Consider the following 26,463-nt stretch of genomic DNA (forward strand, 5'->3'; position numbering starts at 1 on the left):
ATGTTAACTGCTTTATTTAGAACATTTAAAATCACAAAGGTTTAAACCCCATTAAAAAACTTCATTTTTAATAAAAGCTTCTATTTTCCTGACGGCATGGAAATAGGAAGCTTTTAAAGCACCCACAGAGGTTCCCAAAATTTGGGAAATCTGTTCATAGGTCATATCATCGAAATATTTCATATTAAAAACCAATCGTTGTTTCTCCGGAAGAGCTAACAAACATTTCTGCAAACGTTTTTGTATTTCATCTCCACTAAAAAGGGCATCGGTTTCCAACATGTTTCCCAACATCATTTCCATGTCTGCATCTTCATTCAATAACGATTCCTTCTTCTTATTAATATAATTCAATGTCTCATTTGTTGCAATTTTATATAACCAGGTATATAAAGATGCATCACCACGAAAATTTCTCAAATTTTTCCAGGCTTTCATGAACGTATTTTGCAATAAATCATCAGCATCTTCATGTATAATCACCATTTTACGTATATGCCAATACAATCGTTCTTTATATTTTTTCATCAGGAGCACCAAGGCTTCATTCTGTCTGTCAGAATCTTGGGCAAGTTGAAGTATCTCCTTGTCATCAGGATGCATGTCTATTTTTATTGTTTTACAATTGCTAAGATAAAAAAAGAAATATTTTACTGTATAAACGGTTAAGAGAATTAAGTACGTTTCCCGATAAATTGGCACCTATTTTGACTTCGTCAGGCATCCTTTCCTTGCACTATAAAATAAAACCAAAAGCAAAGATCATTCTCTCTTTTCTAAAAAACGACTAACTTTGCAATCTTGATTTCCTCTTTAAGAAAGTGTAACCGGGGAAAGCCCATAAACAAAAAATAATAGAGAACAATGGCATTACAATGCGGTATAGTTGGTCTACCAAATGTTGGAAAATCAACCCTTTTTAACTGTTTATCAAATGCAAAGGCTCAATCAGCCAATTTCCCATTTTGTACCATAGAACCAAATGTTGGGGTTATCACGGTCCCCGATGAGCGACTGATTCAACTGGAAAAGCTGGTTAAACCACAAAAGGTAACTCCTACCACCATCGAGATTGTGGATATTGCAGGCTTAGTTAAAGGAGCCAGTAAAGGTGAAGGGTTGGGCAACAAATTCTTGGCCAACATCCGTGAAACCGATGCCATTATTCACGTATTGCGATGTTTTGATGATGATAACGTCACGCATGTTGACGGCTCGGTTGACCCTGTTCGCGACAAAGAAATCATCGACCTAGAATTACAGCTTAAAGACCTGGAAACCATAAACAACCGAATTGGAAAAACAGAAAAACTGGCAAAAAGCTCCAAAAACCCGGAAGATAAAAGATTGTTAGAGGTGCTAATAAAATACAAAGAAGCCCTCGAAAGTGGAAAATCTGCCCGTACTGTTCCCCTGACTGACCAAGAAGAGAAAGTTGCCAAAAGCCTTTTTCTGCTAACGAATAAGCCGGTTCTTTATGTTTGCAATGTTGATGAAGGGTCGGTAACCACCGAAAACCAATACGTTCAGGCAGTAAAGCAAGCCGTCAAAGACGAAAATGCCCAGGTACTGGTTATTGCAGCACAAACTGAAGCCGAAATAGCAGAATTGGAGACTTACGAAGAACGACAAATGTTCTTGGAAGATCTTGGGCTAAAAGAATCGGGAGTTGCCAAACTCATCAAATCAGCTTATAAGCTACTTAACTTAAACACATTCTTTACTGCCGGCGAAAAAGAGGTGCGCGCATGGACTTTCCCGGCAGGGGCACTAGCTCCGCAAGCTGCCGGAATTATTCATTCTGATTTTGAAAAAGGTTTTATCCGCGCCGAAGTTATTAAGTATGAAGATTTTATTGCTTTAGGATCAGAACAAGCCTGCAAGGAAGCCGGCAAAATTCATATCGAAGGGAAAGAATATGAAGTTCAGGACGGAGATATTATGCATTTTCGTTTTAATGTTTAATTCTTTTACATCAAGGGAACTTTTTCACAATATAAAACACAGACATTCAGGCAAAAGATTCATTTTTCGAACTTTTACCTTACAAAATCATCAATGAATCGCTGTTTTTGAGAAGTGCGTTACAGTCATACCCCCCCTCAAAATCAAGTCTTCTGATTTTACAGAAATAAACATTCCCCACACCCAAAATTTTACTGGCATTTTTTTTGTAAATTACAGCATTTACGCCCCAAACAGAGCGTAAAATCGTGTTTTAAAAATAGTTAAAATTTCACAACTATAGTTTCCATCATTCGAAATATCTTTAAAAAATTTTTCCTTTGTAGAAATGAATTTTTTTAGAAAAATGAATACGAGAGAGAAAGAAAATGATACAATAGCTAAATTGAAGCGTAAGATCTTGATTTATTCAATCATAGAAGTAGCTATCGTAATTGTGCTCATTATTTTCGGTGCATTCTTGTTTAACATTACTTTTGCGTAAAATTCACGGGATGTATAGAATAAATTTTTTACGAGCAATTTCTTTATTCTGAAGTTTGGTAATCAAGATCCATTCCCCGGCTTTGTCGTTATAGGGTTCCCATACCGTATCCCCCAGAAAAAAATCCCAATCATTTGAATGGATCAAAACCTGGCCTTCAAAAGGAGGCATGATGCTTCCGTCTTCGTCTTTGAAAGGAGGATGATGAATTTCATAATCCAGTAATTGTCCTTTAGCTCCTTTTATTTTCAAAACATATCCAAATTCTACTTCCGGTTCAATTGGTATTTTAGTAGTTATCTCTTTTAATTTTGGTAGTTCTTTAGAGGTATTATTCCACTTACTGTAAATACCGTAACTGTATAATTCTATTTTCGGTTTATTTTTAGGCATTCTCTTAATTCTCTTCCAAGTAGTAGCGCAATTGATCTAACATTATGGGGACATCCGTTGGCTCTACCCCATGTTTAAATAAAATCTCTTTATCTTCCTCGAAAGCATCAACAAATTCTTTCAGTGAAAAGTCTTTATGCCGAATAGATTTTAAATACCATTCCAAAGCTTCTTTTCTTTGTCCCATACACCAAACAATATGCCCCATATTCATAAAGTCATGCGGTGTAGGATTCTCTTCAATTGGTTTCAGGCCGTATTTTTGGGCCTGTTCAAGTTTTCCTTCCATAAGGCAACACCAGGCAATAGGCCGCCAAACCCGATGATTGTCGGGGGCCAAATACTCCACTTTGAAATAATACTTAAGGGCTTCATCGTATCGTTTAAGCTCTAACAAACAATGTCCAATACTTACCTGAGTATGCAAATCATCAGGCTTTTGTTGTTCTGCCAGCTTATAATACTCTAGTGCTTTATTGGGATTTTTTAAATAACGATAGCAAAGCGCAATTTTTTTGAGGTTCCAAACTTGAACATCTCCATAGAGTTCTGCCTGCTGATAATAATTTAAAGCTTTCTCATAATCCCCTAGTTGTTGAAAACTAAAGGCCAGTTTCTGCAATACCTGAACATCGGGAATTTGTTCTTTTTCAACTTCTTTCAAATAAACGGCTGCCGCTTCCTCAAAATCATTCTTGCTAAACAAATATTCAGCCAACTTTAAGGATAAATTATGCCCGGGGGCTAATAGCGAAAGGAACCATTTATTATGAAAATCGAACGGCCAACTAAACGGGTCATCAAAAGATTGCCGTTGGGGATGAAGTTTAAAAAAGCGATATAAATCCTGAACATACTGATTGGAAATATAAAGTATCTTTTTTTGAGGATCCACTAATTCATCACTCTTCTGCAATTCTCGCATAGCTTCTATTTCCGAGCCGAACATACGGCCCATCATCTCTTTCTGCATGGCCGGCATCTGAGAGATACTCATAATTAAAGAATATTTATCTGAATTACAAAGCACTCCCGAATCGGCCATTGAGCGAAGCATCTCGCTGTCATTAAATGGTCCGGCTTCATCTTTCAAAGCCTCACGAACAATTGGGTTCGGATAATAAAAAGGAAGAAACCAGTGATAGATATCGTTGAAAAAAGGAAAGTTTTTCAGCATTCGGAAGGTAGACATAAATAAATCGGCACCCTCCATTTGCATTCTGCTCAGCTCTTCCAATTTATCCATAAGCTCCGGCGAATCTGAAAATATATCCTCCCAGTCGGGATTTTTGTCCTCAGAAAATACATCCCCCAATAAATTGTCCAGATCTAGTTTTCGCCGAAGATTGGGCTGAATGCGTGCCACCTCCGGGAGAATCTCTTCGTTCATCTTTTTAGTTAGTTTTTCCGTTTCTCTGGTACGCACAATCTGAATCAAGATGGTTTGAATCATCTCCGGCGAAAAGATGTCATTTAATTTACTGATGCGCTCTTTTACTCCTTGCTCGTAAGGAAGACGAGAATCATATTTGTATAAAACAAAGATAAGTCCGGTAAAAGCCCTAAGCCGTACCTGAGGATTGGTGTGTTCACACAAATCAAAGAGCAAAGACAGATTATCCCTATTAAAAGTAGCCAATAAATTTAAAGTTAAGGCACTGACCATGACACTTTGCCAAGGCCAATAAAAATCATCTCCCCAAAAAACAGAGCGGATATTATCTTCTCTTCCTTTTGCAAAATCGGGCAAGGCAGCAATCATCTCAAAAAGACGGTCCAATGACTTTTCCAACTGGTATGGAAATGGAATATCGGGGTCAACGGTATAGGCTACCATATATTTATCCCCTTCCTGAAGATAGGTTTGAACAACACTATCCAGCTCTTCCGTAGAAAGACTGTTTAAGTATCTACGAGCATCAAAAAGCCAACCACCACCCGTTCGTAGATACAGAGCATCCACGATTTTATCGGCCAGCGTATAAATGTCTGCCAACAAATGATTATATACTTGTTGACGTTCAGGATCAGTAAACCCTTCCACCGTATATCTTAACAAACTTTTATAAGTCATTTCCAGTTGGTAAAGCCCGTCGATCAAATCACTGCTATGCGTTTCTTTTACAAGTTCCGATAATTGATCCAAAGACTCCTTTACCCTCTTCTTATCCAGAAGGGTATAAATCTGTTTTTGCTTTTTCTGAACACTGCCGTTCATAAACTTTATTTCTTTTCAAACTTTAATATAACATCAATTCCCGAATCTTTAAAATCGCCCTGAGTGAGTCGAATCAATAAATTACGAATAATCTCATATTCCAAAGAGACCGTTTGGTGAAACAAGGCACCATCTTCATTTACGCCAAAACCCCTCTGATAAGTTACAAAAAGATTATTGGAAATGTATTTCCCAACCATAAAGGTAGCACTTTCCCAATCATCACCCGCCTGAATTTCCAACATATCCACATTAAACTTTTCACCAATGGTTTTGGTCAATTGTGCCGACACCAGTCCTGACAGCATGGCAGTTGGCAAATTTACTGACAGACCCTCTTTACTTCCAAAACTCAACTCATCAAACGACTGATTAAATATAAGATAAGCCATGGCATCCCGCTCGCTGACCTCTGTCCCGTTAAGGGTAAATAATAACTTTGGCTCAAAGGCCGTGCCACTAACAGTCATAATGAGTTCTTTCTTTTGTTTATCAACACCTCTGAAGGTGTAACCGGCTTCCAATTCTATTCGGGGATTGGTCTCTTTGCCGCCTGTAAAAGTCAACTCGCCTTCATTAATTATTAATTTTCTGCCATACAAGGTATAATATCCTCTGGTAATACCCAATATTCCAAATACTTCAAAATACTCATCATTTTTCAAAAGGTCTAAATCGCCGTATAGCTCCAGGTTCATATCCTCCGACCGAAGCCAACTGTTTCGCGGTATCTTTATATTTATTTTTCCTTTTAGCGGTTTCAACAAATTGATTTCACCTTTACCCTCTTTTGCTGCCATCCTTAAATCCCCGTCTTCCGGTTCTATACTATCAGTTACATTCTTTTTTAATGCCTCTACCAGCATAGGCTCATCCATAGCTGCTTCACCTCCCATATTCAACAAAGCCGGTAAATATAATCTGGATTGAAGCACAGTGATTTCACCACCAAAAGTAGGATTTCCTTCCTCCAATTTAAACCAGGTATCGCCATTAATTTCTATTTCGTGATTAGGGTGACGCGACAAGAAAAAATCTCGTGCCTTTATCGTTATATCGAGACCGGAAAGTATTCCGGACCACAAATTGGGTTTAAAGGTTCCCTTCCCAAAAACCAAGAAAGTTCCTTTATCTCTGGCGGCAAAAAGTGAGTCTAACTCTATCCGGTTACTATCGACCCTTGCCATCAGCTTCACATCACTGTATCTCAAACCATAAGAAGGCAACGACAGCTCACCCCCGGAAACATTCAAAAAGCCCTTTAATACAGGATTGAGCAGCTGACCGGATAATTTTATATCCATATCCACCAATGCCCGAAAATATTGATTATCGGGATCATCAAACTCAAAAAAAGCAGAAGGACGTATTTGATTTGCCACCACCCTCCCTGATACATCTCTATAGCTGGCAACCATTAACGAATCACCCCCATTAATTTTTACCGGCGACATTATCTCCACAAACAGTGAATCTCCTGTTTTGCTGTGAACGGCGGTGTATGCCCTGAGTGTGTCATCCGATTGTCTCATATTCAAATGCATCTGACTTATTCTTGCCGGGTCGATAGCCAAATCACTCAATAACAAATCCAATTTCAATTCAGGATTGCTTATCGGTCCCGATGCCTGTAATTCCAATGAAGCCCGGCCGCTCAATGACTGTTGTACTACCCCTGATTTTTCCAAAACCGATATATCCAGATTATCCACCGACACATCTATCTGTACCGAATCACCCAAGGTAAATTCTCCGTTAGCCCTTAATCCAACACCTTTATCTTTCTGACCCGTTAAATTGAAGTCCTTCACCATATAATGTTCAGGACCTAGTGACAACTTAATACTATCACCCTCCAATGAGTATAAATCATATGGTGTTTGAATATTCAGTTCCGGGATGGAAATATCTAAAGGGGCAGACAATTCACCTAAAGCACCTATCTGTAGCCATAATGAATCGGTAATCCACAAGGTGCTGTTAACCTCCCAAGCATCATTCTTCAATTGCCCTTCAATTTTAATTGAGTCGCCTTCTATACCTCCCGCCGAAATACCTTCGGCCAGGATATCTGCATGCCCCCACATTGCACCGTCCTTTATTAGAAATTTGGGAACTCTTACTTCAACCTCATCAACATAAACAATGGTATCATACCGAAGCGCTTCCCCATAAATATTAAGTTTTGCCATCAACGAATCCGGCACACCCTCTACCTCGCCGTCAAATCCCAGAAAACCCCAAGCACCGGGTTGGTCCACATAATTCCTAAATGCAATGAAATCATTAATCTTACTTTCAACACGGGCATGAATAAGTCCTTCTCGCGAATATTCCCCAGCACCGTAAAAGGCCAATGAGCCGTTACTGATTTCTAACGTGTCCAACACCAAGTCACCGCTATCCATTCGGCCCCGGGCTAAAAGCCAGCCCACCGGAACACCTGCCACAACAGACTCATTCATAGTTAAATTAAACCCTGCCGATAACGACTCCAAAGAGTTTCCTCTTCCGGTAACGGATAAAGACATATTGACCAGCGTACTGTCACCCCATGCCGGCAGAAAACGCCCTAACGGAAACCGGCTCGCCATTATCTTCAACTGAATAGGTGAATGGGGTATATCTACCTGTGCATTTCCTGACACGTCAAACACACCATCTTTAGTCTCTATCCTCGACTCAAAATTTGTTGCCCCGCTCTTATAAAGCCCTGAAAATTGAAATTCTTTGACAGGATAATCCTCCCACATACTGTTTGAAAAATTGGCATTTACCGTTAAGGGATTTAAACTATTTTTTAGTCCATTACCGGTAATGTCTATTTCGCCATTCAAGACAACCGGAAAACCCGATAATAAAAACCACTTCGATGGCTCGTAAGCATCAAAAGTTATCTTTAAATCCGTATCAACTTTAAATCTCGACGAATCACTCAAAAAATCAAGAAAATTGGTTAATTGCCCGCTCAATCTGACTCTCTGGCCTTCATATTCCGCCATCCAATCAATACTGAGGTCTTTGTCTTGAAGCTTAGTTTGTAAGTCCATCCTGGGTTTCACACCTATCCGGAAATCGGGTAGCAGCCAGGTTAAATCTTCTGAATCAAAAGGTTCAGACTGGACAAAAACTTCAGAACTATCACCTTGCCGGTCGGAATAAGCTCCTTTTGCCTGAATAGTATTCCTTTTTGTTTCTAAAGCAAAATCGGACAGCGAGAATACTGAATCTCTCAACGCTACATTAAACTGTAAATGTTGCAAGTCCGGTATCGGCCGAGACGTTTTAAACCCTAAATGAAGAAGATTAAGATATATTGATTGCGGACTGTACCCGCCTTCCAATTCCATATTTAAATCAGAAATACCTATCGGTTTTAAATCGCTAAACAACACCACTAACGTCCGACCATCGGTAATATCCAACCGATTTACGAAAAATGAGAAGGACGAGGATTGGGAACTTTCATTCTCTGAAGATGGCGCCTTCGTTTGAAAAAACTTTTCATAATTCCATAAAGAATCGGCTGACTGCTTCAGTTTAACTACGGGATGACCAATTATTAATGTTTTAATCCGGACTTCTTTCTTCAACAATGGCCAAAGGGAATACTCAAGAAAAAGGTCATCAATGGCAATTAACGTGTCGATTTGATTTTCTCCGATAAACAAACCGTGAATCGACAAACGATTAAAAAAATTACCTTTCAGGGTTTCGATCCTCACCTGCCCGGCAATGGTCTCATTTAACCCTTTCACCACTTGCTCTTTTACCACCCGGCGGAAAATTGACGTTTGGGTAAACAACCCAAGTAAAAGCAACAGGGCTAAGAAAACCGAGAAAACAATCAATATGTACTTTACAACTTTATTCACAATTTATTTAAGAATTTCCTTAAAGCTTCTCGGAATGGGAAATCTTTTTTCCGGTCCGACAATTAAAAATTAAAAAGCGTGGCCCACATTCAGGTGAATTTGCCATTTACTGTTTTCATCAAACACAGGACGAGCAAAGTCCATCCCTACAGGACCTATTGGTGTGGCAAAACGAAATCCCGCTCCGGCCGACCAATGAATTTCGTTCAATCTGAAAGTACTTTCCCGACTCCATACATTGCCCCAATCGACAAATAGCACAATACTAAACGGGCCAACAACCTTGATGCGGGGCTCAACACTACCTTCCAGTAAGGAATTACCTCCCAAAGGGATACCCTCATCATCCAACGGTCCGAGCATATATCTTGACCATCCCCGCACCGAACGACTACCACCGGCAAAAAAACGCTCTTCAACAGGGGTCGCTTCCGACTCGCCAAAACGAATGATGTTTCCTGCCTCTAATCGCATGGCCAACACCACACCGTTGGTCACCGGCTGAAATCGCTTCCCTTCAAACATATACTTAAAAAACGGATAGGGCGAATTAAATATAGCGCCATTTACCTTTGCATTTACCGCCAAAGACCATCCCAGGGCAGGTTCCGACTTAGGCATAGAATTATTGAAACTCATACCCACCGAAAAGCCATTCTTCGAATAGGTACTCTGATCCATATCCTCCAGCGACCGTTCAAAATCAGACGCAATTTCAATGTCAACCCGCTCGTAAAACATAGAGACCGACCCGGTTAATCGACTTCCAAAATTATGGTATAAAGAAAGGTCACCACCCCACAGGAAAGATTCAAAACCTTCTTCTTTACGTTGCCGTACGGAAGGATTAAATTCTAAAGATGAATTGGGGCCAAAAATGGATGGCTGTGTTATTATGGCTTCAAAACGATAAGGTTCCAAACCCGAATGCTTGGCATAAAATTTTGTTCGCATGGTTTTTCCCGGAAAACTTAAATAACCCATCTCCAGAAATGTTCTGAAATGTTCTTCCAGACCATAACCAACGCCCACACGAGTAGAAAGACGAGGTGCTTCTTCTGTTTTAACTGTCACAGCAAGCGTATCAGAAGGCGGATTGGTCAAGGAAGTCTGAAACGATGCAATACGGAAAAGGCCCAGTCCATATACCTGCTTCTGCGATTGTGAAATAGCTTTGTAATTATAAATCTCTCCTTCTCTGAAGGTAATCTGCTTTTCTACAGCTTTTAACGGAACCCTTTCATTCCCAACAATGGTAACTTCTCCAAATCGACATAAAGGGCCTTTTTCTATTAGCCAGTTTATCGATGCAAAAAGTGTATCTGAAGACAAGGATATATCTGGTTGCACCTCCACATAAGCATAACCACGCGAAGCAAACCATTCGGTTATACGCTTCTGATCCTGCCTTACCGCATCATCACGAAAACTACTTCCTTCCTTAACAATAAGTTCTTGTTTCAGTTGTTGAAATTGCTCCCATAGCAGAACAGTGTCTCTTTCCGTACCTTTTACTCCGGTAAAAAATACGGACCTAACAATAACAGGAGTACCCTCATCAATTGCTATAGTCAGATCAACCCGATAGTTTTTGCTAATCTTTTTAAGATTTTTCAATTCTACCTTAACCTGCAAAAAACCATTCATCTGATAAAAGGAAACCAGTCGCGCTTTATTCAACTCCCAGGCATCCGAACTATAATATGATGGCTCTTTTTTAAAAAAAGTTTTACCGACCCACGATGCATTGGTAAAATCTATCTTATCCATCAGCTCCCCTTTGCTGAAGCTTTTGTTCCCCTTAATTTTTATGCGCCGTACCTCTCCATTCTCCTGTCCATTTAGAAATATGGGTATCCACAGGATAAACAATAAAAGCAGTAATATATTATTAATGGTTTTCAGTTTGTATATATTTTGGAAATCAAAAATTACACCTTCAATTATACTATGTTATTGACCAAATAACTCTTACATAATTCAAGCTTAAATAGGCTGATATACTTCGCAAAATTCTCCAGGCATAATTCATTTTTCTTCTAATGTAACATTTTTTAATTATCCCACCATAATTAAATTCATTGTAAAACACTGCCATATTAACACTTTGAAGTAAAAACTGTCTTTTTTATAAAATCCGGTTTCAGACCTGAACATTTTTCAAAATTAAGACATTAGGCCATTCTAAATTTTGTCGTTTCATCTTAATAATGCGGTGCGATTATTGTAGCATAGGTTGAATAATTTCTAAATTTGCGAGCATTATTTGTTAACCCAAATAAAACGAGCATGGCGGCTTTTGCCACAAAAGAGCATGACCAAAAAAACTTGTCCCAATAAGAACATGAATAAACTTTAGGTCATGCGAGTTCCATTAGTCCAATAAGTTAAATAAATTTTATACTAATGAAACGAGCATGACAATGAGAGATTTTCACAACAGAGAATGTATAAAACTCTTTGTCATGCGAGTCCCATCAGACCAATAACTTAGAAAAATTTTATACTGATGAAACTATCCGTTGTCCGTAAGAACACTATCATTTACCCTAATAACAACAGGGTAATTGCACGTTTCTTTTTCAATGGAGATCAACGCGCTAGCAAGGTGATTGAAAATATTTTAAAAATGCCTGAACATGAAGTTAGCGCTAACATGAGTCAGATACTTCGAGAATTTACGCGACGGCATCGAAGTATTACCACCTTATTCAAAAAACACTACAACAAAGTAAGGCATTTAGTACAAGACTTAAATGGAAAAACACTGCTTTCCGAAAACCGAAAATTACTCATAGGCGCCTATTTTACAATGGAATATGCCATTGAATCGGCAGCCTTATTCAATCCTTCGATTGTGGAGGATCCCGATCAAAGTGGTTTGGAGGAAGGACAAACCCGTGTTATCATAAGCCTTAGAGGGACCGGTGAAGGACATATATCATCGCTGGTATTCCGCAGAGCAATCATTGATCAAAATAACGATATTCACCTTCAGGAAGAGGGCAACCAAATTGATGAAGCAGAACTGGTAAAAAGTTACCATTACCACAAACATCTTTTTATTGCCAGATTAAACGACATGGGGATTCAACCCCACCTTTATGAAAAAGTGCTTCGACAATTACCCGATGAATTCAATTACGATCAGGTACGTGAAGCCGCGCAAAAACTTCAGGCCGATGAACCGGACCTGACATTGGAGGCTCAAAAAGCCTTACAAGAAATTTTATGGCTGGCAGGTTCTTATACAGAAATAAGATTCTCTTTAGATACCGACCTGTCAGAAAGAGTTATATTTCCTTTGTCTAAATTTGAAAAAAACGGCATAGAAGATGCTCGTTTTGTACGTTTTGTTGAAGATGACGGCTCAGTAACCTATTATGCCACCTATACGGCCTTTGACGGATATACCATTCTGCCTAAATTAATTGTTACGAAAGATTTCTACAGGTTCAGGATTTTCCCTATACATGGAAAATTTGCAAAAGATAAGAACCTGGCACTTTTCCCCCGTCGCATCAACGGAAAGTATGCCATGATTAGTCGCATTGATGGTGTCAATAACTATATCATGTTCTCGGATGATCTGAGCATGTGGCGGGAAGCACAAATATTGCAAGAACCACTCCATCCATGGGAGTTAATGCAAATTGGGAATGGGGGCTCACCTCTGGAAACCGAACATGGCTGGCTGCTCATCACTCACGGCGTAGGTCCTGTCCGGAAATATTCTTTGGGTGCCTGCCTGCTGGATTTGGAAGACCCCACGAAAGTTATTGCCAGATTAAAAGAACCATTGCTGATTCCATCAGAAAATGAAAGAGCCGGATATGTACCCAATGTGGTTTATACATGCGGCTCTTATATTCATAATGGTGAATTAATAATTCCGTATGCCATGAGCGACTACGCATCCTCATTTGCTACGGTCAACCTGGATGATCTTATTCGGGAATTGAAAGCCTCATCCTGACCAATTGGCTGACTTCACCCATTCCACAACTAACCGGGCATTTTCATAAGGAATGTCCGGTAGAAAACCATGGCCTAAATTTATTACCAGGTTAGGGTATTCCCGGTAAAAAGGCAGATAATTTTTCAGGGTTGCCAGGATCTCTTCTTTGGGTGCATATAGCAGACGAGGGTCTAAATTTCCTTGCAACCCTACTTCCTGCTGAACCAATTCGCGGGCATGACGCAATGGCATTTGCCAGTCGATGCTAACATAATCGGCAACATCAGAAGTGATGTATCGAATGCCGGTTCCAAGCCCTTTGGGGAAAAATATAAAAGGTACACCCATCTGACGCACCGCATCCGAAATTCTTCGAATTGCCGGCCAAAAAAGTTCCATATATAATTCTGCAGGAATAAGCCCTGCGTGTGTATCAAACAGCTGAAAAATGTCGACACCCGCACGAATTTGATTTTGTGCATAAATAATCGACATTTCAGTTATGGCATCAATCAGTTTCCGGGCATCTTTTTTATTAGTATAAAGGTATTTTACCGCGTCCGGGAAATTTGGAGTCCTGGCCGTGCCCTGCAACATATAACACAGCGTAGTGAGTGGAGCCCCGCAAAAACCAATCAGCGGAATATTTTCCGGACGAAGTCTTACGATTGTCTCGATGTTGCGATAGATATAATCCAACTTTGAAGCATCGGGCGTCAATACCCGTGAAGGGTTAGTGGTTTGGTGCAACGGTTTCTCGAACACCGGACCATGATCCGTAAACGACAAATCCATACCCAAAGCCACCGGAATAACCAAAATATCGGAAAACAGGATCGCCGCATCCACACCCAAATCATATACCGGCATCAACGTCACTTTGGCCGCTAACTCGGGTTCTCTCATCAATTCCTGAAATGAATACTTCTCTTTCAACCGTTGATAATTGGGTAATATACGTCCCGCTTGCCGCATAAACCATACCGGCGGTCGTTCCGTCGAATACCCTTTCAGCTTATTTTTCAGTAAAGATTCTTGCATTAATATTAATTTGGAAATTTAAAAACTCGGCAAACACCAACCACTGCTCTTGCTTTAAAAATTAACAACCATCATATACAGGGCTTTCCATATCATTCACATAAATAAAATATTGACAATTGAATTTTGCACAATACCCTATATATAGATTTCCCCGTTTCTCATGGGCAAACTTCTGCTAAATTTCCTTCAATACTTTTTCCGATACTTCAATTAACCGGTCAATATCTTCTTCTGTATGAGCATCAGATACAAAAGTACACTCAAACTGGGATGGCGCCAGATAGATGCCATTTTCAAGCATCTTTTTGAAAAAGGCCGCATATCGTTTGGTGTCGGATTTTCCGGCCTGTTCAAAATTAGTGACTTGCCCCTGGTCGTTAAAAAAGAGAGTCATCATACCGCCAACACGGTTAATCACGGCGGGAACCCCGGCTTTTTCAAGATTATTTCTTAATCCTTCCTCTAACCGCACAGCTTTCGCTTCTACCCTTTTATAAATACCCGGATCGTTTTTTAGTATTTGTAGGGCTGCTTTACCGGCCGCCATGGCTAACGGATTCCCTGATAAAGTGCCGGCCTGATAAACAGCTCCCTCCGGTGCTAAGTGATTCATTATTTCTGCATGTCCTCCAAATGCACCTACAGGCAAACCTCCTCCGATAATTTTACCCATGGTCGTCAAATCGGGTGTTATACCCAGGAATTGCTGAGCACCTCCCGTCGACAATCGAAATCCGGTGATCACCTCATCAAAAATCAACAAAGCACCATAACGGGAAGTTAAGGCTCTCAACCCTTCCAAAAAGCCGGGGGCGGGAGGAATAACACCCATGTTTCCGGGAATCGGCTCTACAATTACCGCGGCTATCTGACCATCATTATCCTCAAACAGTTTTTCTACCGAAGCCAAATCATTATATGAAGCTATTAAAGTATCCTGTGCGGCAGCTTTTGTAACACCCGGGCTGTCGGGAAGACCAAAGGTCATAGCACCTGAACCCGCCTGAATCAAAAAACTGTCGGCATGTCCGTGATAACATCCGGCAAATTTAATGACCTTGTCTCTTTGGGTATAACCACGAGCCAGACGCAAAGCACTCATGGTAGCTTCGGTCCCGGAGCTGACCATTCGGACCTTTTCTACTGATGGCACCATCCGGATAATCAGCTCTGCCATCTCATTTTCCAATAAGGTGGGAGCTCCGAAACTGGTTCCGTCAACAGCTGTTTTCTGTATGGCTTCCACCACCTCATCTCTTGCATGACCAAGAATGAGAGGCCCCCATGAAGCTACAAAATCGATATATTCGTTACCATCAATATCCCACACCCTGGCACCTTTTCCTTTCTGGATAAACACAGGGTTTCCTCCTACACTCTTGAATGCCCGAACCGGCGAATTAACACCCCCGGGCATCAACTCACATGCTTTTTTATAAGCTTCTTTACTTTTTACTGTATTCATTTAGTACAAATTTTTTCTAAGTTCCTGGCCAAATGAAGTTTAAAGTTAGTCATTAGTGATTAGTCGTTTGTCACTAGTGGTTAGTGGTTAGTCACTAGTGGTTAGTAGTTAGTTAATCAACACTAGTCACTAATGACTGTTGACTATTGACTAATCACTAATGACTTCTTCTGCCTTCTGCCTGTGCTCTTCTGGCTATGTCTTTTATTTTATACATTTCTTTTTGCGGCAAAAGTCACCAAACACATTCAGGTTACTTTTATTTCTAATTTGCCATAAGGAATCTGCGATTGGCAGAGCAATCACAAATTCCTTAAGATGATTACCTCCGGCAATCGGCTCAATTTTCTCCTTTACTATTCAGAATAAACTCTTTGGCATGATAGGTAATTATCACATCTGCTCCGGCACGTTTTATGGAAGTAAGAATTTCTTTGATAATGCGTTTCTCATCAATCCATCCTTGCTGAGCCGCAGCTTTAACCATAGAAAACTCACCGCTTACATTGTATGCCACCAGTGGCATATTGAAGGTCGACTTAACTCTCTGTATCACATCCATGTAACTTAATGCCGGTTTCACCATTACCATATCGGCCCCTTCGATAATATCTTGTTCCACCTCCCGTAATGCTTCATCCGAATTGGCCGGGTCCATCTGGTAAGTTGAGCGATCGCCAAATTTAGGTGCACTTTCGGCAGCATCACGGAATGGCCCGTAAAAGGCCGATGCATACTTGGCCGAATAAGCCATGATAGGGGTATTCTCAAATCCGTTTTCGTCCAACGCCTTGCGAATAACGCCGACACGACCGTCCATCATGTCACTGGGCGCAACAATATCGGCACCGGCCTCAGCCAGGGTTACCGATTGTGCCGCCAGCGTCTTCAATGTCAAATCGTTGTTGACATCTCCATCTACAACCGTTCCGCAATGGCCGTGGACAGTATATTCGCAATTACAAACATCTGCCACAATCATCACCTCCGGCAACTCTTTCTTCAAAGCTCGTATAGCGCGCGGAACAATAGCATCATGACTACATGCTACGCTGCCATCTTCATCCTTCTCTTCGGGAATACCAAACAGTAATATTTTATCAATACCTGTTGTTGTGTAAAGATCTTTAACCTCTTTTACCAGCAAATCTATGGACCACTGGTAATTCCCCGGCATGGAATCGATGGGATTTTTCACCCCTTCGCCGGGACATACAAAATAGGGCATAATCAAATCATCCCGGTTAACAATGGTTTCGCGAACCATATTCCTTATTACCGGGGTTTTGCGTAAACGTCTCAGACGTGTTATTGGAAAACTCATAACGTATATGTTTTATAATCGTTCGTCTTTTTTTTCAGACGGATTATTTTCCGTCTCTACATATATTTTGGGACCGATGGTGATCCGTCGCTCCTGACCAACGGATGGTGATCCGTTTCTACTGGCGGACGGATGGTTATTCGTCTCTACCTGTATTATGGGACCGATGGTTATCCGTTGGTTCAGATTGATAATTATCCGTCTTTACATATGATTTATGGTTTCTAATGCGCACTGTGCCAATCCATAATAACTTTGGACAGGGGACGTGCCTAATGGTTCAATACCCAACCGGCGGGCGGCATCAGATGTGGTTTCGCCAATACTTACCAATCTCAATGGCCGCTTGATTTTATCTTTAACCAATGCCATAAGGTTCTTAACTCCCGAAGGACTACTCACCGCAATAAGGGTATAATCATCATATATGATTCGTTTCAATATGTTTTCATCGACATTTTCAGGCACCCGTGTTTGATATACATCCACCCGCTCCACCTGATTTTGCGGGGATAACGCCTCTTTCAACCGGTTTGGTGCCAAATTACCCAGAGCCAAAAGAACCTTTTGACCGGAACCAACAACCTCTGCCAGCTCATATGAAAATTTCACACCCGATGTTCCACTACCTGTAAAATGCGGCTCGTAACCTTTTGTCCTTAATGCCTTCGCTGTTCCCGAACCTATTACCGCTATTTTATTCTCTCGTGAAAAAGAATACCGCCTCAAAAAAGAATGAACCCCGTTTTTACTGGTAAAAACAATCCAATGATAGTCTTCCAAATCGTGATTAAGTCGAAACGACAAATCAGCGATTTCAATCATAGGAAGCGACAATAAAGAGATGCCGTTTGCGGTCATCACCTCCCGGAACTGCTCCCCTGCATCGACAGGCCATGTGGTTATAACGGTTATTCTTCTGTTCATGATTCCCGGGCCCTGTACTTTAGCCTTTATTGGCATAAATTGATAAATTCAACTTCTGCCTTTTTATCCGCATAAAATTTACTTAATCCATTGATATTTTGCTTCTTAAAAGCAGTCATCAGTGGTTAGTCATTAGTTATTTAGCACTAACCACTAATGACTGTCGACTAATGACTAAAAACTTCTTCTGCCTTCTGCCTGTGCACTTCTGCCTGTGTCGTTTATAGATGTTCTTATTGTGGAAAACCTTCATGCCATGCTCGTTTCATTTTTATTATTGATTAAGCCCCCCTTATGTTTATCTAATAGTCTCGAGAATTTGTCGTCCTCCTGAGTTCAATAATTTTTGGGCGAGCTGAACGGCACATTTTTGCGCCTCTGCCTGTTTGCATTCAACGGTTTCACGTAACAGTATGCGGCCATCGATTGCTCCAATCATTCCGGTTAAACGCATGTTGTCACCCACCAATTGAGAATAACAAGCAACCGGAACCTGACACCCACCTTCAATGGTTTTAAGAAATGCCCGCTCGGCATTGGTGGTTAAAAAAGTCATTTCATCCGTTACGGCTTTCACAACTTCCGATACAAGGGAATCGTCTGACCGTATCTCCATGGCCACGGCGCCCTGACTTACCGCAGGCAGTATCACTTCGGGCTCAAGAAATTCGGTAATTTTTTCTTCCAGTCCGAGACGGATGAAGCCTGCACCGGCCATGACCAAAGCATCACAAAGCCCTTCTTCCATTTTTCGCAGTCGCGTTTCTACGTTACCCCTAATATCCACCACTTTAAGATAGGGATATTTATGCAGAATTTGTGCCTGTCGCCGAAGACTCGACGTGCCAATTCGGTCGTTGGATGTCAACTCTTTTAGTGAGCGTCCGTCCCGCGACACCAAAACATCCCGCACTTCACCCCGGGGCAGGACGCCACCTAACCTCAGTCCTTCCGGCAAGTCGGTAGGCAAATCTTTGAGACTGTGAACGGCAATATCCACCTCACCGTTCAACAAAGCATTTTCTATTTCCCGGGTAAACAGTCCTTTATCGCCGATTTTTGACAATGCTACTTCCAAAACGGCATCCCCTTTGGTTTTAAATGGAATGATATTAACAACCATTTCTGGAAAGCAACGCATCAGCGCGTCTTTCACCTGATGAGCCTGCCACAACGCCAGCTTACTGCTTCGCGTTCCTATATTTATTGTCTCTTTGGTCATTATTTTTTAACACCCTTATGTATCTGGTTTATTCGCAAAAAATCAAATTAACTCACTGACCTTATGAATCTTATAGTTAATGAACAGTAGTTAGTTATTAGTCACTAGTCATTAGTGGTTAGTTTATTTTGTACATCAAATACAAGATGTTTAGATTATTAGATACAAGATATAAAATGAATGTTTTACAGTAACAATAACTTGAAATACGTATACCAATCCCTTCAATCTTTTCAATCTCCTCAATCCCTTCAGCCCCTCAATTGTCCCAATCCTTTAGGCTAATTCGGCTTTTACCTCAACTTGAAAGATTCTTAATATCTATAAATCTAAAATCTAAAAATCTGACACATTAATCTTTTACCATTCAAACAATTTGTTAATTACCTGAATAAGCTCCTCTTTTTGTCCGTTTTGGGTGGTTTCTTTAAGATTCTTAATCAGTTTTCGGCTCAGTTTATCCGCCAGGTGCTCACCGTAGTTTTTCATCATATCAATTTCCTCCTCCGATTTGGAAGAACGAAAAGCCTCTATACCTTCATTGTTAAGCTGATGAACCGAGGTTATGATATTTTGAATAGTCGGCGATAATTTAAGGGTAGCCAACCACTGCTGAAATTCATCTGTTTTGCTTTCGATAATTTGTTCGGCCGTATCGAAGTAACTTTTCTTTTTCTCTTCGTTTTGTACCACCACTTTTTTAAGATCGTCAATATTAAGCAGACGAATATTTTTCATCTCTGCCAGGCCGGGGTCAATATTTCTGGGGACTCCCAGGTCAATCATCATCACTTTATGCTCAGGAGCTTTACCTCCAAGCAAAGATTGATTAATCATATATTCCCCAATAATAGAAGAAATCACTATTTCGGCTTTGGGAATGGCACTGGCAAGCTCATCGAACGGAACAATACGGGCATTAAAACGTTGTCCCAGCTCTTGCGCTTTGGAAAGGGTCCGGTTGGCAATGGATATATGTTGACAACCGCGCTTAAAAAGGTTTTTTACCACGAGCTCGCCTGTTTCACCTGCACCAATTAGAAGAATTTTTCGTTTGTGAAGATCAGAAAAATGTTCACGGCATTTTTCCACAGCGGCATAGCTTACCGAGAAAGCGCCTCTGCTTATTCCGGTACGCGATCTCACCTGTTTCCCCACTTCAAGGGCTTTGATAAAAAGGCGATTCAGCACTTTATCCATAGCACCCAGCTCTCTGGCATATTCCATGGCATCCTTAATCTGTGAAACGATCTGGTATTCACCGAAGACCATGGATTCCAAACCGGAAATAAGCCTAAACAAATGTATTACCGCATCGCGTTTGAAATAATGGTAAAAGTACTCTTTGTTTATGGATTCATCGCCCGAAAAGTCCAACAAACATTTATTAATCAATTTTATGGCACCACTAAGGCACTGGGTACGGGCCGAAAAATAAAGTTCGGTACGATTACAGGTGGATAATATTACTATGCCATCTATCTGCTGATGAGCCAAAATAGAGGCAGACAACTTTTTAATATCCTCATTATTAAAGGCATACCGCTCTCTCACCTCTACCGGGGCGGATTTATGACTTAATCCGATTATTCCAATCATTTTTATACATGGTATTGGATATTAACTATTGAAATGAATATAACCGACAATATGCCGGTAGCATCTTCGAATGGGAAGAAGTAAATCCTAACAGATTCGACAGGGAGGTGAAAGTCCTGACCAACAAAACCCGGAAAGCTGACTTTTAACAAGTTCCGAACGCAACAAATGGCGGCCGGCCCTCACCACTCGGGAAAAACTAAAAGTAATCCGTTGGGGATGCGCTTTCTCCTTTTCTTTGCGATCACACTTTTTTAATGGACAATTTTTAAACTCATGTGAGGCAACCCGGAAATCCGGACCTTCAGGCGATAAAATCAACAACCTATCAGGCTGATGCTCCCGGATTATGCGTTTGCTGTTATCAGAATTGAAGGCATAATCAGGCTTTTGGGCCGGTGCTTCCAATGAATAAATAAGCACCATTCCCAATGCAAGAAAATAAGGAAGTACAGAACCTGCTATGCCTAATAAAAACATTTCAAAAAAGGTTGCTCATTACCTGAAAAAACAAAGATAGTAATTTTGAGCAGGGATAAAAAAGAAAAAAGAACAAAGGCTTACAATTATTATCTTATTATCTCTGCAATTTCTTCAGGCTTTACAGACCGTTGTTCTCCACTATTCATATCTTTCAGGGTAACAATGCCTTTATTCATCTCTTCTTCGCCTACCAGTGCCACAAATCCAATATTTTTCTTATGGGCATAATTCATCTGTTTCTTTAATTTGGCATTGTCGGGGAACACTTCCACTCTGAGCCCCTTTTGCCGTAACTCACCGGCCAGTCGCAGACAATAGCGTGCTTCAACAGCTCCAAAGTTAACAAACATAAGTTGTGTAGCAGAAGTCACCTCCGGCGGATAAAGGTCAAGCTGATTCATTACATCGTATATTCTGTCGGCACCGAATGAAATACCTACGCCCGACACATCTTTCAACCCGAAGATGCCGGTTAAATCATCATATCGTCCACCGCCGGTAATACTACCAATTTCCACATCGAGAGCTTTTACTTCGAAGATGGCACCGGTATAGTAATTAAGCCCACGGGCGAGGGTAAGATCCAATTCCACGTCAGTGGCTAAATTCAGTTCTTTTAATACATCTAACACTTCACTTATTTCATCAATTCCTTTCTGTCCTGTTTCCGACCCGGCCAGTATTTCTTTCAGTTGTTCCAACTTTTGAGAATTGGAACCACTCAGCGACAAGATAGGTTGCAGCTTATCAATAGCCTCAGCTGATAAGCCTTTTTGCGCCAGTTCGGCATTAACCTTTTCGAGACCAATCTTTTCCAGTTTGTCAATGGCCACGGTAATATCGGTCAGACGGGTTGCCTCGCCAATAATTTCGGCAATTCCTGCCAACACTTTACGGTTGTTGAGTTTTATAACCACCCGGATTCCCAGTTTTCGAAACACCTCATCCACAATCTGAATCAGTTCCACTTCATTGAGCAGACTGTTACTACCCACCACATCCACATCGCATTGGAAGAATTCACGGTAGCGGCCTTTTTGAGGACGGTCGGCCCGCCATACCGGCTGTATCTGATAGCGCTTAAAGGGAAACGTAAGCTCACCCTGATGTTGTACTACAAAACGGGCAAAGGGAACCGTCAAATCATAACGTAACCCCTTTTCCGATATTTGTCCGGTCAATCGGTTAGAATCTTTATTGGCCAGCAGCGTTTCATCGGCTTTTTTAAGGTAATCGCCCGAATTCAAAATTTTAAAAAGCAATTTATCGCCTTCATCGCCATATTTTCCGAGAAGGGTATCCAGATTCTCCATAGCAGGCGTTTCCAACGGCATATAGCCATATTTACAGAATACACCCTTAATGGTGTCAAAAATATAGTTGCGCCTTACCATTTCGGCGGGCGAGAAGTCACGAGTCCCTTTGGGGATGGATGGTTTTTTGGCCATTTTAATGTTTCTGTTTTTAGATTCGGCAGCAAATTTAGAAATTATTCACCGTCAAAGAACAATATATTTAAAATTGACAATAATTAGCATTCTCCGGATGGGAAGAAATTTAAACTTAAAAACAGCTTCCGCAAAAGATTACAAATTCCTTGCTTTTGTTGGCTTTGGACTATGTATAAGTAAACATTGTTCCCCTGCACGGATTAAGAATGAAACAAGCATGGTGACGTTGGCCACAAAAGAACATGTATAAAATGATATAGGCAGAAGTGCACAGGCAGAAGGCAGAAGTGAGATTTATCGATTTTATGATTGCGGGTTGGGAAATTTCCCCTTTAGGGGATTAAGGGGTGAGGGATGGCCATAATGGACTTTAAACTAATTATATAAGTAAATTATATACGAATGAAACGAGCATGACAATGAGAGATTTTCACAAAAGATAATGTATAAAACTCTTTGTCATGCGAGTTCCATCAGGCCAATGAATTAGATAAATTTTATACTGATGAAACGAGCATGGCGACTTTTGCCACAAAAGAGCATGTATAAAATGATATAGGCAGAAGTGCACAGGCAGAAGGCAGAAGTGAGATTTATCGATTTTATGATTGCGGGTTGGGAAATTTCCCCTTTAGGGGATTAAGGGGTGAGGGATGGCCATAATGGACTTTAAACTAATTATATAAGTAAATTACATACGAATGAAACGAGCATGACAATGAGAGATTTTCACAAAAGATAATGTATAAAACTCTTGGTCATGCGAGTTCCATCAGACCAATGAATTAGATAAATTTTATACTGATGAAACGAGCATGGCGACTTTTGCCACAAAAGAACATGTATAAATTTTATTAAGCCATGCGAGTTCCATTCGGCCAATGAGTTAAATAAATTATATACGAATGAAACGAGCATGACAATGAGAGATTTTCACAAAAGATAATGTATAAAACTCTTTGTCATGCGAGTTCCATCAGGCCAATGAATTAGATAAAATTTATACTGATGAATATACCTGGTGACAAACATTATTTTCGGATTATTTTCCGCCAAAGCTTTTTGAATTTATCAAGTGTCAGAGAATGTTTGGCAGTCCCCTGATCGCCCAGCAGAAAAGCAAAGGGTTTCATTGAATCGATATGTGAAAAAACTATTCGGGTTATTGCCAAAAAAGGAACAATGAGCAATAAGCCGGGAATACCCCATATAAAGCCTGCAGCCAATAATCCGGTAATGATGAAAAAGGGGTTCACCCGTACATTTCCGCCCACAATATTGGGTGTAAGAATATTGTTATCAATAAACTGAACAATACCGAACAAAATGACAACTCTAAAAGCGAGGGCAGGGTCATTTTCACCAATTAATGCAAAAATTAGAGGGACGGCACCACCTAACAGCGTGCCAAAATAGGGAATGAAATTAAACATGGCCGATATAATCCCAAAAGCAATGGGATATCGCAATCCAACAATCCACAAACCCGTTGAATTAATGATGCAAAGAATTATCACCACCATCAACACCCCGGCCATATAACGTACAAACACATGTGATATCTCTCTCAATATGGAAATCACTTTGTAACGGTTTTCATACCCGAAATTCATTATCAGGAAACGGGCAAATTTGCTCCGATAAAACAAAAACAGAAAAATATATACTGGCAACAGGCCAAAGCTGACAATGATACTGGCCGTCGAATTAAAAATATTTTGAAAATATTGCCCCCCCGACGACAACATGTTACCTATCTGCTCCTTAATCAACATTTTAGTTTCTTGACGGTCGAAACCGAAATGAGCACTAATATCTGCAACAAAATCGGCCAGCTTTCGCATACCGGCCTCGGCCAATCGCGGTAAATCATTAGCCACCGAAGATATTTTACTAAAGGCCAAAAGCCCCAACGTAAACAATATTCCCAGACCGGTTACAATGACAATTAAATTGGCCAATATACGCGGAAACTTATGCCGCTCTAACCAATCTACCACAGGAAAAAACAAATAAGACAACAAAAATCCGAAAGCGATAGGCCATAAAAAATCCCGAACCGCTATTAACCCATAAATAAAAAGAATAATGGCCAGCAAACTGTAACTCATCCGCTGGGCTATTAAATAGCGCCGTTCCGAACGTATGCTTTCCAAGCCTTTCTTCATGTCATTAATAATTTTCCTGTTTTACTTTTTACTAATTCAAATTAATTCCTAACACAAAACCGGTTATAAATTTTTGAAACAAGCATGACCAGGAAAGCTTGTCACAACAGGAACATGTATAAACTTCAGGTCATGCGAGTTCCATCAGACCAATAACTTAGAAAAATTTTATACTGATGAAACGAGCATGGCGACTTTTTGCCACAAAAGGACATGTATAAATTTTTTAAGCCATGCGAGTTCCATTCGGCCAATGAGTTAAATAAATTATATACGAATGAACCACCAGACAAAAAACGATTTTTGCAACCGCATATTCCTTTTCTCGTGTTTTTTTCACAATCTCCGACAGCTTTTCATTTTCAACATGATTTTTCGGTCATCACCCTCAATTTTACGTCAATTCCGAAAAATTTTCATTTTCACCACGAATTTCTGACATTCCCCGTCGAATTTTCATTTTCACCGAGAAATTTTCATTTTCACCACGAATTTTTGACATTCCCCTTCGAATTTTCGTATTCACCAAAAAATTTTCATTTTCACCGCGAATTTTTGACAATCCCCGTCAAATTTTCGTATTCACCGAGAAATTTTCATTTTCACCGTCAAATTTTGACTTTCACCGAAAAATTTTCGTATTCACCGAGAAAATATCATTCTCCCCGCAAAATATATATCAACAGGCAAGGCATCCACCAATTTAAGAACAACCCTAATCATTTTTCCAAACCAATAATAATCAAAAAAAATAAAAATATCCGGCGAGTCTTATAATACATCTACGAATATAATGAAACAAGAGCAAGAAGAAAACAAATAATTCAGGACTTTCTCATCCTTTATTTTCAAAAACATTATCTTTGCGGGCCAAAGAATTATTTTAAAACATGTTGCAGGTTACCGACATAGAGCAAAGTTATTTCAGGATTACGGCCCTACGGTGGCTCACCGATGAAACATTTTCGCTGAAAATGCCGAGAGGAAAATTCACCTTTCGTGCGGGACAGCACATCACACTGGCCATACCGGGGGATACCCAAAGCAGGGAATATTCTATCTATAGCGGTGAGCACGATGAAACACTGGATGTGTTAGTAAAGGTAGTTAAAGAAGGTTATTTCAGCCGACGCCTGGCACGTTTGCAGCCGGGCGATTTGGTAGAAGTTGACGGTCCCTTCGGCGAATTTGTCATCGATGCCGGCAAAGCTGAAACAAACAACCATATACTCATTGCTACCGGAACTGGTATTGCTCCGTTTAGAAGCATGGTACGTACTTATCCAAATCTCAATTATAAAATTATTCACGGGGTAAGATACGGACATGAAGCGTACGATAAACAAGAATATCACCCGGAACGTTATATCCTATGTACGTCGGGCGACAAATCGGGGCATGTGCACGGTCGTTTAACCAAACATTTGAAAACATTGAATTTTGAACCAAATACAGAATTTTACCTTTGCGGCAACAGCAACATGATATTTGATGCCATAGACATACTGAAAGATAAAGGTTTCTCGCGTGAACAAATTCACTGTGAAGTTTATTTTTAAAAAGATGGCAGAAGGACTGTTAGGCCAACAGGACATTAGGTCATTAGGCCAATAGGTCAATAGGTTATTAGGGCGTTAGGGCGTTAGATAAGGGATTGAAGATTCTAACATAATGTGGCGTCTGACGAAGCCCAAACGGTAGTGGGGATACCCTATGGTCAGGTCTTTTTGATGCCGCAGGCATAAAATTATGGTAGAATGGATATGCCGGAATCCTAAAAATGCCGCAGGCATGACATTCGGTGATGCAACGAGCACGACAACATCCGGTTATAGCAAAAGAACATGGATAAAAAACAAAAACTGTAGTGCACAGGCAGAAAAAAGA

Annotated in this window: 17 protein-coding genes; 3 read left to right on the top strand and 14 right to left on the bottom strand. The window is 40.4% G+C overall.

The genetic code is table 11. The features are described from left to right. Nucleotides 1-51: 51 nt before the first annotated feature. Nucleotides 52-603 carry an RNA polymerase sigma factor gene (locus BM130_RS06280; RefSeq protein WP_010528386.1) on the bottom strand — a complete coding sequence of 184 codons (552 nt, stop codon included), beginning with the start codon at nt 601-603 and terminating at the stop codon, nt 52-54. A gap of 261 nt (nt 604-864) precedes the next feature. On the opposite strand from BM130_RS06280, the gene ychF reads away from it, so the two are divergent. Then, the gene (gene ychF, locus BM130_RS06285) at nt 865-1,965 is read left to right on the top strand and encodes a redox-regulated ATPase YchF (RefSeq protein WP_010528385.1); all 1,101 of its coding nucleotides are present in this window, start codon (nt 865-867) and stop codon (nt 1,963-1,965) included. 487 nt (nt 1,966-2,452) lie between these two features. Here the strand turns inward: ychF and BM130_RS06290 are convergent, their stop codons facing one another. The 4 genes from BM130_RS06290 to BM130_RS06305 all read right to left on the bottom strand — a co-directional run bounded on the left by BM130_RS06290 (nt 2,453) and on the right by BM130_RS06305 (nt 10,807). Further along, on the bottom strand, nt 2,453-2,842 hold the full coding sequence (locus BM130_RS06290) for a DUF3859 domain-containing protein (RefSeq protein WP_010528384.1): 390 nt from the start codon (nt 2,840-2,842) through the stop codon (nt 2,453-2,455). A gap of 4 nt (nt 2,843-2,846) precedes the next feature. Next, nucleotides 2,847-5,060, bottom strand: a complete 2,214-nt coding sequence (locus BM130_RS06295) for a tetratricopeptide repeat protein (RefSeq protein WP_010528383.1) — start codon at nt 5,058-5,060, stop codon at nt 2,847-2,849. Between the two features lie 5 nt (nt 5,061-5,065). Then, complete coding sequence (locus BM130_RS06300) at nt 5,066-8,935, bottom strand: translocation/assembly module TamB domain-containing protein (RefSeq protein WP_010528382.1); 3,870 nt, start codon at nt 8,933-8,935, stop codon at nt 5,066-5,068. 69 nt (nt 8,936-9,004) lie between these two features. Then, nucleotides 9,005-10,807 carry a BamA/OMP85 family outer membrane protein gene (locus BM130_RS06305; protein ID WP_010528381.1) on the bottom strand — a complete coding sequence of 601 codons (1,803 nt, stop codon included), beginning with the start codon at nt 10,805-10,807 and terminating at the stop codon, nt 9,005-9,007. A 637-nt stretch (nt 10,808-11,444) separates the two neighbouring features. On the opposite strand from BM130_RS06305, the gene BM130_RS06310 reads away from it, so the two are divergent. Further along, nucleotides 11,445-12,911 carry a glycoside hydrolase family 130 protein gene (locus BM130_RS06310; protein ID WP_010528380.1) on the top strand — a complete coding sequence of 489 codons (1,467 nt, stop codon included), beginning with the start codon at nt 11,445-11,447 and terminating at the stop codon, nt 12,909-12,911. On the opposite strand, the gene hemE is transcribed toward BM130_RS06310, so the two are convergent. The 9 genes from hemE to BM130_RS06355 form a co-directional block, all read right to left on the bottom strand. Continuing rightward, nucleotides 12,903-13,934 (bottom strand): uroporphyrinogen decarboxylase, encoded by a 1,032-nt coding sequence (gene hemE, locus BM130_RS06315; RefSeq protein ID WP_010528379.1) that lies wholly within the window; start codon nt 13,932-13,934, stop codon nt 12,903-12,905. The two genes, BM130_RS06310 and hemE, sit on opposite strands and share 9 nt — an antisense overlap. A 178-nt stretch (nt 13,935-14,112) precedes the next feature. Beyond that, complete coding sequence (gene hemL, locus BM130_RS06320) at nt 14,113-15,402, bottom strand: glutamate-1-semialdehyde 2,1-aminomutase (RefSeq protein ID WP_010528378.1); 1,290 nt, start codon at nt 15,400-15,402, stop codon at nt 14,113-14,115. 340 nt (nt 15,403-15,742) lie between these two features. Continuing rightward, nucleotides 15,743-16,726: a porphobilinogen synthase gene (gene hemB, locus BM130_RS06325; RefSeq protein ID WP_029626694.1), complete on the bottom strand. Its 984-nt coding sequence runs from the start codon at nt 16,724-16,726 to the stop codon at nt 15,743-15,745. 204 nt (nt 16,727-16,930) lie between these two features. Then, nucleotides 16,931-17,689 carry a uroporphyrinogen-III synthase gene (locus BM130_RS06330; RefSeq protein ID WP_010528376.1) on the bottom strand — a complete coding sequence of 253 codons (759 nt, stop codon included), beginning with the start codon at nt 17,687-17,689 and terminating at the stop codon, nt 16,931-16,933. A gap of 262 nt (nt 17,690-17,951) precedes the next feature. Continuing rightward, nucleotides 17,952-18,875, bottom strand: a complete 924-nt coding sequence (gene hemC / locus BM130_RS06335; RefSeq protein WP_010528375.1) for a hydroxymethylbilane synthase — start codon at nt 18,873-18,875, stop codon at nt 17,952-17,954. A gap of 360 nt (nt 18,876-19,235) precedes the next feature. Next, on the bottom strand, nt 19,236-20,474 hold the full coding sequence (hemA, locus tag BM130_RS06340; RefSeq protein ID WP_010528374.1) for a glutamyl-tRNA reductase: 1,239 nt from the start codon (nt 20,472-20,474) through the stop codon (nt 19,236-19,238). Between the two features lie 87 nt (nt 20,475-20,561). Beyond that, nucleotides 20,562-20,954, bottom strand: coding sequence for a hypothetical protein (locus BM130_RS06345; protein ID WP_010528373.1), 393 nt, complete (start codon nt 20,952-20,954; stop codon nt 20,562-20,564). Nucleotides 20,955-21,043: 89 nt separating this feature from the next. Further along, on the bottom strand, nt 21,044-22,405 hold the full coding sequence (hisS, locus tag BM130_RS06350; protein WP_010528372.1) for a histidine--tRNA ligase: 1,362 nt from the start codon (nt 22,403-22,405) through the stop codon (nt 21,044-21,046). Between the two features lie 1,034 nt (nt 22,406-23,439). Beyond that, nucleotides 23,440-24,576: an AI-2E family transporter gene (locus tag BM130_RS06355; RefSeq protein ID WP_010527090.1), complete on the bottom strand. Its 1,137-nt coding sequence runs from the start codon at nt 24,574-24,576 to the stop codon at nt 23,440-23,442. An 890-nt stretch (nt 24,577-25,466) separates the two neighbouring features. On the opposite strand from BM130_RS06355, the gene BM130_RS06365 reads away from it, so the two are divergent. Continuing rightward, nucleotides 25,467-26,135 carry a ferredoxin--NADP reductase gene (locus BM130_RS06365; RefSeq protein ID WP_010527089.1) on the top strand — a complete coding sequence of 223 codons (669 nt, stop codon included), beginning with the start codon at nt 25,467-25,469 and terminating at the stop codon, nt 26,133-26,135. Nucleotides 26,136-26,463 lie beyond the last annotated feature (328 nt).

This window comes from Thermophagus xiamenensis, assembly GCF_900112795.1.
Taxonomy (GTDB): domain Bacteria; phylum Bacteroidota; class Bacteroidia; order Bacteroidales; family Marinilabiliaceae; genus Thermophagus; species Thermophagus xiamenensis.

Coding starts and splice junctions, on each gene's coding strand:
- BM130_RS06280 (WP_010528386.1), bottom strand. CDS start 603: ATGCATCCTGATGACAAGGAGATACTTCAACTTGCCCAAGATTCTGAC.
- ychF (WP_010528385.1), top strand. CDS start 865: ATGGCATTACAATGCGGTATAGTTGGTCTACCAAATGTTGGAAAATCA.
- BM130_RS06290 (WP_010528384.1), bottom strand. CDS start 2,842: ATGCCTAAAAATAAACCGAAAATAGAATTATACAGTTACGGTATTTAC.
- BM130_RS06295 (WP_010528383.1), bottom strand. CDS start 5,060: ATGAACGGCAGTGTTCAGAAAAAGCAAAAACAGATTTATACCCTTCTG.
- BM130_RS06310 (WP_010528380.1), top strand. CDS start 11,445: ATGAAACTATCCGTTGTCCGTAAGAACACTATCATTTACCCTAATAAC.
- hemE (WP_010528379.1), bottom strand. CDS start 13,934: ATGCAAGAATCTTTACTGAAAAATAAGCTGAAAGGGTATTCGACGGAA.
- hemL (WP_010528378.1), bottom strand. CDS start 15,402: ATGAATACAGTAAAAAGTAAAGAAGCTTATAAAAAAGCATGTGAGTTG.
- hemB (WP_029626694.1), bottom strand. CDS start 16,726: ATGAGTTTTCCAATAACACGTCTGAGACGTTTACGCAAAACCCCGGTA.
- BM130_RS06330 (WP_010528376.1), bottom strand. CDS start 17,689: ATGCCAATAAAGGCTAAAGTACAGGGCCCGGGAATCATGAACAGAAGA.
- hemC (WP_010528375.1), bottom strand. CDS start 18,875: ATGACCAAAGAGACAATAAATATAGGAACGCGAAGCAGTAAGCTGGCG.
- hemA (WP_010528374.1), bottom strand. CDS start 20,474: ATGATTGGAATAATCGGATTAAGTCATAAATCCGCCCCGGTAGAGGTG.
- BM130_RS06345 (WP_010528373.1), bottom strand. CDS start 20,954: ATGTTTTTATTAGGCATAGCAGGTTCTGTACTTCCTTATTTTCTTGCA.
- hisS (WP_010528372.1), bottom strand. CDS start 22,405: ATGGCCAAAAAACCATCCATCCCCAAAGGGACTCGTGACTTCTCGCCC.
- BM130_RS06355 (WP_010527090.1), bottom strand. CDS start 24,576: ATGAAGAAAGGCTTGGAAAGCATACGTTCGGAACGGCGCTATTTAATA.
- BM130_RS06365 (WP_010527089.1), top strand. CDS start 25,467: ATGTTGCAGGTTACCGACATAGAGCAAAGTTATTTCAGGATTACGGCC.